Origin of the sequence: Streptomyces lycii, from assembly GCF_009735685.1 — a bacterium.
GTDB classification, from domain to species: Bacteria; Actinomycetota; Actinomycetes; order Streptomycetales; family Streptomycetaceae; genus Streptomyces; species Streptomyces lycii.
In genome coordinates, this window is the sequence record NZ_WHPN01000349.1 from 1 (window position 1) to 12,806 (window position 12,806).

Consider the following 12,806-nt stretch of genomic DNA (forward strand, 5'->3'; position numbering starts at 1 on the left):
GCCGACGGGGACCCCGAGCGGGGCCTGCGCCGGGCCCGCGCCGCCGCGCTGCTGATGCTCGCGCTGCCCGGCTCCGCGTACGTCTACCAGGGCGAGGAACTGGGCCTGCCCGAGGTCACCGACCTGCCCGACGAGGCCCGCCAGGACCCCTCCTTCTTCCAGGAGAACGGGCAGGACGGCCTGCGCGACGGCTGCCGGGTGCCGATCCCGTGGTCCGGCACCGAGGCGCCGTACGGCTTCGGACCCGAGCCCGGCGGCCCCAGCTGGCTGCCGCAGCCGGACGAGTGGGCGCGGCTCAGCGTCGAGGCGCAGACCGGTGACCCCGCCTCCACCCTGGAGCTGTACCGCTCGGCCCTCGCGCTGCGCCGCGAACACCCGGCACTCGGCCGGGGCGACGCGGTGGAGTGGCTGGACGCGCCCGAGGGCGTGCTCGCCTTCCGCCGCACCGCCCAGGGGCCCGACGGGGCGGCGGGCTTCGTCTGCACCGTCAACACCACCGGCGGGCCGGCCCGCCTCCCCGCCCCCGGCCGGGTGCTGCTGTCCTCGGACGGCGCGGTCGTCGAGGGCGGCGAAGCCGTGCTGCCCGCCGACACCGCGGTGTGGTGGACGGTGTGACGACCGCCCTGCCGCGGGGCGGCGACGCAGCCGCCCCGCGGCTCGCGGACATAGCGGCCCAGGCCGCAGTCAGCGAGGCCACCGTCAGCCGGGTGCTGAACGGCAAGTCGGGCGTCGCCCACGCCACCCGGCAGCGGGTGCTCGCCGCCCTCGACGTCCTCGGCTACGAGCGCCCCGTACGGCTGAAGCGGCGCAGCGCGGGCCTCGTCGGGCTGGTGATCCCCGAGCTGACCAACCCGATCTTCCCGGCCTTCGCCCAGGTCATCGAGCAGGTGCTGGCCGGGCACGGCTACACCCCGGTGCTCTGCACCCAGATGCCCGGCGGCGCCACCGAGGACGAACTCGTCGAGCAGTTGGAGGAGCGCGGGGTCACCGGCATCGTCTTCCTCTCCGGACTGCACGCCGACACCACCGCGGACCCCGCCCGCTACGCCCGGCTGGCGGCCCGCGGAGTGCCCTTCGTACTGATCAACGGCTACAACGAGCACATCGCCGCGCCGTTCGTCTCCCCCGACGACCGGGCCGCCGCGCGGATGGCCGTCACCCACCTGGTGGAGCTGGGCCACGAACGGATCGGGCTGGCCGTCGGCCCGGAGCGCTACGTGCCCTCGCGGCGCAAGGCGGACGGCTTCACCACGGCACTGCGCGACCTCCTCGGCCAGTCCGCGGCACAGGCCGGGGCGCGCATCCGGCACACCCTGTTCGGACTGGAGGGCGGCCAGGCGGCGGCGGGCGCCCTGCTGGACGACGGCTGCACCGGCATCGTCTGCGGCAGCGACCTGATGGCGCTCGGCGCGATCCGCGCGGTGTGGCAGCGCGGCCTGTCGGTGCCGGGGGACGTGTCCGTGGTCGGCTTCGACGACACCCCGCTGGTGGCGTTCACGGACCCGCCGCTGACGACCGTACGGCAGCCGGTGCAGTCGATGGCGACGGCGGCGGTCGGCGCCCTGCTGGAGGAGATCGGCGGCACTCCGGTGCAGCGGGCCGAGTTCGTCTTCCAGCCGGACCTGATGGTGCGCGGCTCGACGGGGCAGGCCCGGCGGGCCGACGCCCGCTGACGGTCGGCCCTTTCGACGGAGCCGAGGAGAGGTGTGCCACGTTCACCCTTCCTCCCGCGAACTGCCCCGGCAGCATCTGGCAGTTGGCCGCCGGGCTCCGGACAGACCGAGAGCCGGGCCGGCGAACCGCGGGGCGCCGCTCCGAGCCGGGCCGGTGCGGCGGGTCCGCGCGGGCACGGTAGCCCCGGGACCGGCGTTGTTTCCGGGCGGCGTGGGGGCTGGCCCGAAGACGGCGGCATCGCGGATCGCGTCAGTCGCCGGCGGCCGGTGCCGCCCGTTTCAGGCCGTCCAGAACGAGGTCGAGGAGGCGTTCGGCCTGCTCCCGTTGCTCCGGCTTCGCCGAGGTGAGGGCGATGCCCGCCAGGGCGGCGAACATGTCGGTGGGGCGGATGTCCGACCGGATGGTGCCGGCGGCGGTACCGGCCGCCATCAGGGAGTCGAGGGCGGTCTGGATCAGCTCGGCGCTCTCGGCGTACGGATTGGTCCCCGAGTCGACGACTGCGCGCATGGCGTCGGCCATGCCCAACTTGGCGGTGGCGTAGTCGATGAAGCGGCGCGTCCACGCGCGGAGGGCCTCGTCCGGCGGCATGGCCTCCAGCAGTCCGGGGACGGCGTCGCACAGCCGGGCCACCTCGTTGCGGTAGGCGGCCTCGATCAGGGCCTCCCGGGTCGGGAAGTTCCGGTAGAGGGTGCCGCTGCCGACTCCGGCCACCTTGGCGATGCGCTCGAAGTGGGCGTCCAGTCCGTCCTCGCTGAACACCCGCACCGCCGCGGCCAGGATCTTTTCCCGGTTGCGCCGTGCGTCCGCTCTCAGCGGGCGTCCCGCTGCTCGTGTCATCGGGGCTTTCCTCGTGCTCGCCGTTGCCTGCCGCTTGCCGGTTGGCGCCTGCCGACTGCCGCTGCTTGCCGACTGCCGGTCGTCCATTGCCGGTTGCTAAGTGGAGGCGTCCCCACTTAACGTGAGTGAAGTGGCGGCGCCTCCACTTCACTCTAGGGCATGGCACGGCCTGCCCTGTTCCGCTTATCTGTCCGGAAGGACTGTTCGTCATGCTGGGAATCGAAGGCAAGGTCGTCGCGGTCACGGGGGCGAGCGGCGGCATCGGAGAGGCGACCGCGCTCCTGCTCGCCGAGCGCGGCGCGAAAGTGGTCCTCGCGGCCCGCCGTCCCGAGCGGCTGGAAGCGCTGGCCGCCCGCATCGAGAAGGCCGGCGGTGCGGCCGCCTGGGCCCGTACGGACGTGACGCGGCGCGCGGACCTGTCCGGCCTCGTCCGGCTGGCCCGCGACCGGTTCGGCAGACTCGACGTGCTCGTGAGCAACGCGGGGGTCGGCCCGATCTCCCGCCTCGACGACCTCCGCGTCGAGGACTGGGAGAAGATGATCGACGTCAATCTCAAGGGCGTGCTCTACGGAATCGCCGAGGCGCTGCCCGTCTTCCGGGAGCAGGGCACCGGGCACTTCGTCAACATCGTGTCCACCTCCGGGCTGAGCGTCGTCCCGCTCCAGTCGGTGTATGCCGGTACCAAGAACGCCGTGCGCACCATCTCGGAGGGGCTGCGCCAGGAGGCCGGTGACAGCCTGCGCGTGACCGTCGTCTCCCCGGGCTTCGTCCGCACGGATTTCGCGGAGCAGATGGAGCCGGAGATCAGGAAGCGGATCACCGGCGAGATGGACCGGATCGGACTTCCCCCGGACGCGGTGGCCCGCGCGGTGGCCTTCGCCGTCGAGCAGCCGGACGGGGTGGACGTGGGCGACCTCGTCGTCCGCCCCACCGCCCAGGGGTAGCGGCCGGCCCACCGGTTCACCCCGCCTCGCGCGGGGTGAACCGGCCGGGCTCAGCCCCCGGACCCGGTCCGCGTTCCCGCGTACGCCACGAACGCGGACCAGCTGTCCGCGCCCGGAGCATCGGGCCGTGCCCGTGCCGCTCGGAGTCGTGCACGGGGACGGTGCCCGGGACGACGGCCACCTCGACGCACTCGCCGCCACCGGTGCCGCTGTAGCTGCTCTCGACCCACCGCGCGTCCACGGGGCGGATCGTGGACCGGTCCTCGTGCGTGGCTCTCCCGCTGCCGCGCTCGATGAGACGTGCCGACTTCTCGATATTGAGGGCCTCTGACCGCGGCGTTCCATGGCGCGACCAGGAGTCGCCGACCTTGTCGGGACCGGTCACGACGGCGCTGACGTCCTGCGGCTCCACGGAGCCGGCGAGGGCACCGGGCTCGACCCGGTACGGGCATCCGGTGCCCGGCCCGGGCCGGCGCCCCGGACCGGCTCAGGGGCCGGCCCGGCCGAGCCGCTTCGCCATCACCAGCTCCCGGGTCACGCCGTCCCGCAGCACCGCGCCCAGCTCGCCGGTGGCGGCGAAACCGTGGCGCCGGTAGAGCGCGGCGGCGGGTTCGTTGCCGGGAATCACCGTGAGCCGCAGGGCCGCCGCACCCGAGCGCAGCGCCCACTCCTCGACCGCCCCGACCAGCCGGTCCGCGACACCCCGCCCCCGCGCGTCCGGACCGACCCACACGGACCGCAGTTCGCACACGCCGCCGTCCCCCGGCACACCGCTCGCCATCCCGGCGGTCCGGTCGCCGTCCAGCAGCGCGAGGACGTTGTACGTGCCGGGCGCCTCCAGCCGGGCGCGCCACTGCTCCTCGCCGCCCCGGTGCCAGTCCGCGAGCCGGGACTTGAACGCGTGCGGCGCGTCGGCCAGCGCCGCGAGGCGGGCGTCCCGCCAGCGGGGCCAGTCGTCCGGCGTCATCGCGCGCAGCTGCACCATGCGCGGGCCGCCCCCTACCGGCCCGCCGACGCGGGTGCCGCCAGCCGTCCCGGGTCGATGCGCCGTTCGGCCAGGTAGTAGAGCACCGCCCCGGCCCGGAGCGGCGTGTCCCAGTCGGGGTTGACGCTCATGCCGCCGTCCTGCCGTACGGCGATCAGGGTGGCGCGGAAGTCCCGGCCGAACCGGGTCTGCCAGTCGCCGTACGTCCCGCCCGCCAGGTCCCCGGGCAGCCGCAGCGAGTAGGTGTTGCCGACGCCGCCGCTGCTCATCAGGTCCGCGTACACCTCGGTGATCCCCGGGTCCAGGGTCTCTTCGCTGACCAGGTTCGGCATGTGCCACTGCACGCACTGCATGCCCGGGTTGACGTAGCGCAGATTGCGGCAGCGCTCCATGTCGCGCAGCGCCACCACCAGGTGCACGTCCGGGCGGAGGTGGTCGACGGCGACAGCGACGGCCAGGGCCTCGTTGTCGTCCCTCGCGTCGATCACGACCGTGGCCGCGTCCGGCACCCGGGCCCGGGTGAGGACGTCGACGGAGGTCAGGTCGCCGCGCACGAACGAGACGTTCTCGTGCTCGGCCATCGGGTGCTCCGGGACGTCCTCCCAGGCGCACAGCGCGATCTCCAGGGGGGCGTCGGTCTGGAGTTCGCGGATGATGCGTTCGGTCCGGCCCGGGGCGTATCCGAGGAGGACGATGTGGCCGCGGAGGTCGAGCTCGACGAGGCCCTTCATGCGTTTTCCCTTCAGGGCCGAGAGATGGGCCGCCAGTTCGGTGAACAGGATGGTGAGGGTGACGATCCCGCCGACGATGACATAGCCGCCGACGAGATGGCCGAGGCCGGACTCCGGGAAGTGGTCGCCGTAGCCCACCGTCGAGCTGGTGACGAGGAACCACCACCAGAAGTTGGCCGGTTCCGTGATCGCGTTCGAGGCAGGCTCCACCAGCCACATCGCGAGCCAGCTCGTGGCGAAGACGAAGAGCGCCACCGCGAGCGCCGCCCGCCAGCCGCGCACGCGGGAGCGCACGACCTGGACGAGCCTGGCCATGATGATCGGCACGGGGACTCCCTGGACTCCCTGGACGGACGGCGGGCGGGAGCCGCATCGTACCGACCGCGGGATCACCGGCTCCGGCGGCCGCGCGGGAGAGCGGTGCGCCGGCCGGCTGCCGGGGCCCTTCCGAGCCGGCTGCCGGGGCTGCCGCCGTGCGGTGACCGGTCCGGCCGGCCGGGCGCGTGGGGCCCCGGGCGGGACGGCCGAACGCCGCCCCTGCTCGCGGATCCCCCGGCCGGCCGGACCGGAGTCGCCGTTGAACGTAACACCGCTGCAATGCTTTGCGAAAGAGCTTGCAGTATCCGGACAGGGGTCGGCGGCCCTCGCTCCGGACCGGTGAACGTTACGTGTTCAAAGGGTTGACCGGGCCTCGCCCGGCTCGTACCGTCCGGTTACGCAAGACCTTGCGGAAGATTTTCAGCAGGGTCCCCACCGGCCTTACGGGCATGGCGCGTTGCCGCACGAGGCTGCTCCGCAACCCCCTTCTCCCCGCCCAGCGGGAGAGCTCCTCACCCAGGAGGAAGCATGGCCCGTAGCACCGCCGGCGGCAGCCGGCGCAGATCCGCACGCCCCCGGTTCGCGGCCCTCGCCGTCACCGCGGTGACCGCCGTCGCCGCGACGGCCCTCACCGCCCCGGCCGCCCCCGCGCAGGCGGCCCCGCCCGGCGCCAAGGACGTCACCGCCGTCCTGTTCGAGTGGCGCTTCGACTCCGTCGCCCGTGAGTGCACCCGCACCCTCGGACCGGCCGGTTACGGCTACGTCCAGGTCTCGCCGCCGCAGGAGCACATCCGGGGCAGCCAGTGGTGGACCTCGTACCAGCCCGTCAGCTACCGGATCGCGAGCCGGCTCGGTGACCGCGCCGCCTTCAAGAACATGGTCGACACCTGCCACGCGGCGGGGGTGAAGGTCGTCGCCGACTCCGTCATCAACCACATGTCCGCGGGCTCCGGCACCGGCACCGGCGGCTCGTCGTACACCAAGTACGACTATCCGGGCCACTACCAGGGCCAGGACATGGACGACTGCCGCTCCGAGATCACCAACTACCAGGACCGCCACAACGTCCAGCACTGCGAGCTGGTGGGTCTCGCCGACCTCGACACCGGCGAGGAGTACGTCCGCTCCGAGATCGCCGAGTATCTGAACGACCTGCTCTCGCTGGGCGTCGACGGCTTCCGCATCGACGCCGCCAAGCACATGCCGGCCGCCGACCTGGCCGCGATCAAGGGCAAGCTCGCCGACCCCGGCGTGTACTGGAAGCACGAGGCCATCCACGGCGCGGGCGAGGCCGTCTCGCCGAGCGAGTATCTCGGCAGCGGCGACGTCCAGGAGTTCCGCTACGCCCGCGACCTCAAGCGGGTCTTCAACAGCGAGAACCTGGCGTATCTGAAGAACTACGGCGAGGGCTGGGGCTACATGGACAGCGGCAGCTCCGCCGTGTTCGTGGCCAACCACGACACCGAGCGCGGCGGCGACACCCTCAGCTACAAGGACAACGCCAACTACACCCTGGCGCACGTCTTCATGCTCGCCTGGCCGTACGGCGCGCCGGACGTGCACTCCGGCTACGAGTTCAGCGACCGCGACGCGGGCCCCCCGAACGGCGGCACCGTGCACGCCTGCTGGCAGGACGGCTGGAAGTGCCAGCACGACTGGCCGGAGATCCGGAGCATGGTCGGTTTCCGCAACACCGTCGGCGACGCGGCCGTCACCGACTGGTGGGACAACGGCAACGACGCCATCGCCTTCGGCCGGGGCGGCAGCGGCTACGTCGTCGTCAACCACGAGAGCGGGACGCTCAGCCGCACCTTCCAGACCTCGCTGCCCGCCGGTGACTACTGCGACGTGCAGAGCGGCAACAGGGTGACCGTGGACGGCGGCGGACGCTTCACCGCCTCGCTGGGGCCGAACACGGCGCTCGCGCTGCACACCGGCGCCCGCGGCTGCTGATCCCCGTGGCGTCACGGGGACTCCGTCCGCCGGTCCGGTAGCGCCGTCCCGGCTCTCCGCGACCCCGTCCCGGTCCACCACGGTCCCGTCTCGGTCCACCGCGACCACCGCGGTTCCGTGTTCACCGCGACCCCGTCCCCGCGCAGGCCCGTCGCCCCTCCCCGCGGCGGCCGGCCACCCGGCAGTGTCCTCCCCGACCGCCGGGCGGCCGGCCCGCCCGCCCCGGGCCCGGCTCACCCCGGCCCGGGGCACCGCCCCCGGCCCGGGCCGGATCCGTTCCGTTCCGTGCCCGTCCGGCCCGATCGCCCGCCCGTCAGCACCGTCAGCACCGTCAGCACCGTCCGCACACCCGAGGAGACCCCGACCCGTGACCGGTCACCCGCGCCGAGCGGCCGTCGCCGCCGTCACCGCCGCGCTGTTCGCGGCGGTCCTGCCCGCGGCACAGTCCGCACAGGCCGCGCCGCCCCAGCAACCGCCGTCCGCCGCCCCGCAGGAGGACCGCGCCGCCGCCGCTCCCGACCTCGGCAGGGCCGAGGCCCAGTGGATCGACCGGGACACCGTCGTCTGGGACTCCGGCACCACCGCCGCGAGCACCCGGCTGCTGTACGCCCCGAACGGCGGCATCACCGTGCGGAACGGCGAACTGTCCGGCGCGGCCCACGCCCTGCGGCTGCGCCCCGCCACCCTCGACGAAGCCCAGCAGAAGGCCCATCCGCACCTCGCCGGCCGCCCCGCCTTCACCCTCGACCCGCGCGACCGGGGCCGGGTCCGCGCGGCCCTCCGCGGCCAGGTGGCCGCCGTCCAGCGGGACGACGCCGGCACGCTGCTCGCCGCCACCGGCGTCCAGCTCCCCGGCGCCCTCGACGACCTCTACGGCGAGCGCGCCGTCCAAGCCGAACTGGGGCCGGTCTTCTCCGCGAAGGGCGTCCCCACCCTGTCCGTCTGGGCGCCCACCGCCCGCACCGTCTCCCTGGAGCTCGACGGCCGGACGGTCCGCATGGAGCGGGACGGCGCCAGCGGCGTGTGGAGCGTACGGGGCGACCGGAGCTGGCGCGGCAAGCCGTACCGCTACGCCGTGACCGTCTGGGCGCCCGATGCGCAGAAAGTCGTCACCAACCGGGTCACCGACCCGTACAGCACCGCGCTGACCGCCGACTCGAAGGCGAGCCTCGTCACCGACCTCGCCGACCCGCGGCTCGCCCCGGACGGCTGGGACTCCCTGGAGAAGCCCGCCCCCACCCCGCTGCGCGACGCGCAGATCCAGGAGCTGCACATCCGCGACTTCTCCGTCGCGGACAAGACGTCCGCGCACCCCGGCGAATACCTCGCCTTCACCGACCACGACTCCGACGGCATGCGCCACCTGAAGAAGCTCGCCCGCTCCGGGACCTCCTACGTCCATCTGCTCCCGGCCTTCGACCTCGGCACCGTCCCGGAGAAGAGGTCCGACCAGGCGCAGCCGGACTGCGACCTCGCCGCACTGCCCGCCGACTCCGAGCGGCAGCAGGCCTGCGTCACCGAAGCCGCCCCGCGCGACGCCTTCAACTGGGGCTACGACCCGCTGCACTACACCGTCCCCGAGGGCTCGTACGCCTCCGACCCCGACGGCCCCCGCCGCACCGTCGAGTTCCGGCAGATGGTCCAGGGGCTGAACCGGGCCGGGCTGCGCACCGTCATGGACGTCGTCTACAACCACACCGTCGCGAGCGGGCAGCACGACAAGTCCGTGCTCGACAGGATCGTCCCCGGCTACTACCAGCGGCTGCTGGACGACGGCAGCGTCGCCACCTCCACCTGCTGTGCCAACACCGCGCCCGAGCACGACATGATGGGCAAGCTCGTCGTGGACTCGGTCGTCACCTGGGCCAGGGACTACAAGGTCGACGGCTTCCGCTTCGACCTCATGGGCCACCACCCCAAGGCCAACATCCTCGCCGTCCGCGAGGCCCTGGACGCGCTGACGCCCGCGAAGGACGGTGTCGACGGCAAGAGCGTCGTCCTCTACGGCGAGGGCTGGGACTTCGGCGAGATCGCCGGCGACGCCCGCTTCGAGCAGGCCACCCAGGCCAACATGGCCGGCACCGGCATCGCCACCTTCAGCGACCGGGCCCGCGACGCCGTCCGCGGCGGCGGCCCCTTCGACGCCGACCCCGGCGTGCAGGGCTTCGGCTCCGGCCTCTTCACCGATCCCAACGGATCGCCCGCCAACGGCAGCGAGGCCGAACAGCGGGCCCGCCTCCTGCACTACCAGGACCTCGTCAAGGTCGGGCTGAGCGGCAACCTCGCCGATTACACCTTCACCGACACCTCCGGACGCAGGGTCAGCGGTTCCGAGGTCGACTACAACGGCTCCCCGGCCGGCTACGCCGCCGCCCCCGGCGACGCCCTCGCCTACGCCGACGCCCACGACAACGAGTCCCTCTACGACGCCCTGGCCTTCAAGCTGCCGAAGGACACCCCCGCCGCCGACCGGGCCAGGATGCAGGTCCTCAGCATGGCCACCGCCGCGCTCTCCCAGGGCCCGGCGCTCTCCCAGGCGGGCACCGACCTGCTCCGCTCCAAGTCGCTGGACCGCAACTCCTACGACAGCGGCGACTGGTTCAACGCCCTCCACTGGGACTGCCGCGACGGCAACGGCTTCGGCCGCGGACTGCCGCCGGCCGCCGACAACGAGGACAAGTGGCCCTGGGCGAAGCCGCTGCTGACCGAGGAGACACTGACGCCCGGCTGCGCGGAGATCGAGGGCGCCTCGGCCGCCTACCGGGACCTGCTGAGGATTCGCACCACCGAGCCCGCGTTCGGGCTGGACTCCGCCGGGGCGGTGCAGTCCGCCCTGTCCTTCCCGCTCTCCGGCACCGGGGAGACGCCCGGCGTCATCACCATGGCGCTCGGTGACCTCGTCGTGGTCTTCAACGCCACCCCGGAGGTGCAGCGGCAGCGGGTCGGCGGGCTCGCCGGGCAGGACTACCGGCTGCACCCGGTGCAGGAGCGGGGCGCGGACCCGGTGGTGCGGCAGTCCTCGTACGAGGCCGCGTCCGGCACCTTCACGGTCCCGGCCCGTACGACCGCCGTGTTCCGGCGCTGACGGCGGCACCGGTACGGAAAGCCGGCGGCGGCCGGAACGGCACACCCCCGGGCGGGCGTTCAGCGCCCGCCCGGGCAACTCCGGGCGCTACCGGCGGTCGTCCCACCGGCCGGCGACTGTCCGGCGACCGTCCGAAACGACCGGCGACCGTCCGACACGACCGGTGAGCGGCTGCCGTCCGACGGCGGCCTTCCGGCCGGCGGCCGGGTGAACGGATGGCCGGGGCGAACGGATGGCCGGGGCGAACGGACGGCCGGGCGGACCCGGGCGCACGGTGAACGGCGCGGCGGGGGCAGCACACCCGGCGCCGGGGCAGGGCGGGCCGGGGCCCGCGGGGCGCTCAGACCGTGGCCGTGAGCTGGGCGACCAGTTCCGAGAACGGGCTGTCCGGCCGTTCCTCGGCGACGGCCCGGCGCACGACCCGGGCGGTCTCCTCGTCCTGCGCGGCGCTGACCGACGCCAGGGCCAGGAAGCTGTGCACCAGCTGGAGTTCCAGCTCGGCGCGCGGGATGCGGCGGCCGTCCAGCCAGGTCAGCGCGGTGGTCTCGGCCAGACCGATCCAGGAGCGGACGACCAGGCTGATGCGCGGACCCGGGTCGTCGACCTCCAGATGGTGCATGATCTGCCGGTACGCGGCCTCGCGGACGTCGTCGATCATCGCGTCGGCGTTCTCCGAGCCCACGGTCCGGCCGCCGCGCAACAGGGCGGCGAAGCCCGGTCCGTGCTCGTCGACGAAGTCGAAGTAGCGGCCCATCACGCGGAGCAGGCGCGTGCCCAGCGAGCCCTCACGCGGTTCGACGAAACGGTTCGCCAGCTCATCGGCCGCGCGCCGGACCGCCGCCTCGTACAGGCTGTCCTTGCCCGGGAAGTAGTGGTAGACGAGCGGGCGGGATATCCCGGCGGCCGTCGCGATGTCGTCCACGGACACCTCGTCGGGGGAGCGGTGGCTGAACTGCTCCAGCGCCACGGCGATCAACTGCTCGCGCCGCTCCTCGACACCCATCCTCCGGCGCACCACGGTCGTCATGGGCACACACTCTAACGAAACGCTCGGATCAGGCCAGACCTCGGGCCGGTTCGGCTCGCCTGCGCGTGCGGACGGAGACGGGCCGCCGCGCGCGTCAGTCCAGCGCGGTGAGTTCGGCGCCGTCCGCGAGCCGCCCCCGCAGACCGGCCCGGGTGTCCCCGTCGGCCGGTACGGACAGCAGCCGTCCCGCCGCCCGCACACCGCCGTCACCGGTCGTACGGACCGATACCACCTGCGGACTTCCCGCCGCCAGGACATACCACCGGCCGGCCGCCGAGCGCCACAGCACACCCGCCAGCACCTGCGGCCGACGGGCCCCGCAGGCCGGTGAGTCCGTGGCGCGGGCGGCGACCGTGCCCGGGGCGCCGGGGCGTTCGGCCGGTGGCTGGAACTGTGCGGAGACCCGGCTGCCCCCGCCGCGCCAGGTCTCCGCCCGGGTGCACAGCCAGTCACCGCTGCCGCTGCCGTCCGGGAGCGGCTGGACCGCGAACCGCCAGGAGTTCACGGACCGCACGCCCGTCGCGCGCAGCCCGGCCAGCTCGCACGCCGAACGGGCCCAGCTCGTACGGGCGGCCGGGGTGCTCACGGCGGCCGGAGTGGCCGCGGCGGCCGGGGCGCCGGTCGTGCCGGTCGGCCCCGTGGCGGTGGTGGCGGCCGTGCCGGTGCCCGTGCCCGGTGCCGCCGGGCGGGACGCGGCGGCCGCGCCCGGCTCGCCGTACGTGAGTTCCGCCGGGGTGAGTTCGCCGAGGTCGGTGAGGAGCAGCGCGGCGGGCGCGGGCACCGACGGATCGGTGCGCAGCTCCATCGCGGGCCAGCTGTCGCACTCCCGCGCGGTGGCGGGAGTGGGCGCCGGGGCCGTCACGCCGTCCTCCGAACGGTCCAGCGGCCGGGGCGCGGCGTCCGGGCGCAGCAGGTCGCGCAGCCGCCCGCCGGTGACCCAGGGGGCGGTGAGGTGCCGCACGTGCTGCTCGTCCCGGTGCAGCACCAGGGCGGCGGCGGACGCGGTGTCGGCCGCGTCGGCGCGCGCGAGGTCCAGCACGGCGGAACCCGCCCGCGGGTCGAGCGGCTCGGCGTACCGGACCACCCGCAGCCCGTCGTGGAGCAGCACGACGGCGGTCCGTTCGACGTCACCGGCGAACAGCAGCCGGGCGGGGCCGGGCGGCGGCCCGGAGGCGGTGCCGGGTGTGGCCGACACCGTGACGGCGGACGGGCGCGCCCAGGCGGCGAGTGCCCGGCCCAGCAGTTCCCGGTC

Annotated in this window: 9 protein-coding genes and 2 pseudogenes; 5 read left to right on the plus strand and 6 right to left on the minus strand. The window is 74.3% G+C overall.

The features are described from left to right. Window positions 1–615, plus strand: a 615-nt coding sequence (locus GCU69_RS22655) for an alpha-amylase family glycosyl hydrolase (RefSeq protein ID WP_156207028.1), incomplete at its 5' end; no start/stop codon positions are given. Then, window positions 603–1,673 (plus strand): LacI family DNA-binding transcriptional regulator, encoded by a 1,071-nt coding sequence (locus GCU69_RS22660; protein ID WP_408055836.1) that lies wholly within the window; start codon window positions 603–605, stop codon window positions 1,671–1,673. The genes GCU69_RS22655 and GCU69_RS22660, both read left to right, overlap by 13 nt. Before the next feature lie 250 nt (window positions 1,674–1,923). Here the strand turns inward: GCU69_RS22660 and GCU69_RS22665 are convergent, their stop codons facing one another. After that, window positions 1,924–2,511 (minus strand): TetR/AcrR family transcriptional regulator, encoded by a 588-nt coding sequence (locus GCU69_RS22665; protein ID WP_156207029.1) that lies wholly within the window; start codon window positions 2,509–2,511, stop codon window positions 1,924–1,926. A gap of 209 nt (window positions 2,512–2,720) precedes the next feature. On the opposite strand from GCU69_RS22665, the gene GCU69_RS22670 reads away from it, so the two are divergent. Continuing rightward, window positions 2,721–3,455, plus strand: coding sequence for an SDR family oxidoreductase (locus GCU69_RS22670; RefSeq protein ID WP_156207030.1), 735 nt, complete (start codon window positions 2,721–2,723; stop codon window positions 3,453–3,455). 16 nt (window positions 3,456–3,471) lie between these two features. On the opposite strand, the gene GCU69_RS33980 is transcribed toward GCU69_RS22670, so the two are convergent. The 3 genes from GCU69_RS33980 to GCU69_RS22685 form a co-directional block, all read right to left on the minus strand. Beyond that, the gene (locus tag GCU69_RS33980) at window positions 3,472–3,867 is read right to left on the minus strand and encodes a DUF397 domain-containing protein (RefSeq protein WP_235978642.1); all 396 of its coding nucleotides are present in this window, start codon (window positions 3,865–3,867) and stop codon (window positions 3,472–3,474) included. Window positions 3,868–3,942: 75 nt separating this feature from the next. After that, complete coding sequence (locus tag GCU69_RS22680) at window positions 3,943–4,440, minus strand: GNAT family N-acetyltransferase (protein ID WP_098751600.1); 498 nt, start codon at window positions 4,438–4,440, stop codon at window positions 3,943–3,945. A 14-nt stretch (window positions 4,441–4,454) separates the two neighbouring features. Further along, window positions 4,455–5,498 (minus strand): ion channel, encoded by a 1,044-nt coding sequence (locus tag GCU69_RS22685; protein ID WP_156207031.1) that lies wholly within the window; start codon window positions 5,496–5,498, stop codon window positions 4,455–4,457. Window positions 5,499–6,017: 519 nt separating this feature from the next. On the opposite strand from GCU69_RS22685, the pseudogene GCU69_RS22690 reads away from it, so the two are divergent. Further along, window positions 6,018–7,439 (plus strand): annotated as a pseudogene (locus GCU69_RS22690) (alpha-amylase); the annotation flags it as partial. Between the two features lie 370 nt (window positions 7,440–7,809). Further along, on the plus strand, window positions 7,810–10,527 hold the full coding sequence (gene pulA / locus GCU69_RS22695) for a pullulanase-type alpha-1,6-glucosidase (protein WP_328630015.1): 2,718 nt from the start codon (window positions 7,810–7,812) through the stop codon (window positions 10,525–10,527). A gap of 340 nt (window positions 10,528–10,867) precedes the next feature. Here pulA and GCU69_RS22700 read toward each other — a convergent pair whose 3' ends face one another. Continuing rightward, window positions 10,868–11,554: a TetR/AcrR family transcriptional regulator gene (locus GCU69_RS22700; protein WP_098751596.1), complete on the minus strand. Its 687-nt coding sequence runs from the start codon at window positions 11,552–11,554 to the stop codon at window positions 10,868–10,870. Between the two features lie 94 nt (window positions 11,555–11,648). Further along, window positions 11,649–12,806: pseudogene (locus GCU69_RS32775) on the minus strand (hypothetical protein); the annotation flags it as partial.

Bases quoted from the DNA above. Each gene is read 5' to 3' on its own strand.
- GCU69_RS22700 (WP_098751596.1), bottom strand. From the start codon at position 11,554: ATGACGACCGTGGTGCGCCGGAGGATGGGTGTCGAGGAGCGGCGCGAG.
- GCU69_RS22665 (WP_156207029.1), bottom strand. From the start codon at position 2,511: ATGACACGAGCAGCGGGACGCCCGCTGAGAGCGGACGCACGGCGCAAC.
- GCU69_RS22680 (WP_098751600.1), bottom strand. From the start codon at position 4,440: ATGGTGCAGCTGCGCGCGATGACGCCGGACGACTGGCCCCGCTGGCGG.
- GCU69_RS22670 (WP_156207030.1), top strand. From the start codon at position 2,721: ATGCTGGGAATCGAAGGCAAGGTCGTCGCGGTCACGGGGGCGAGCGGC.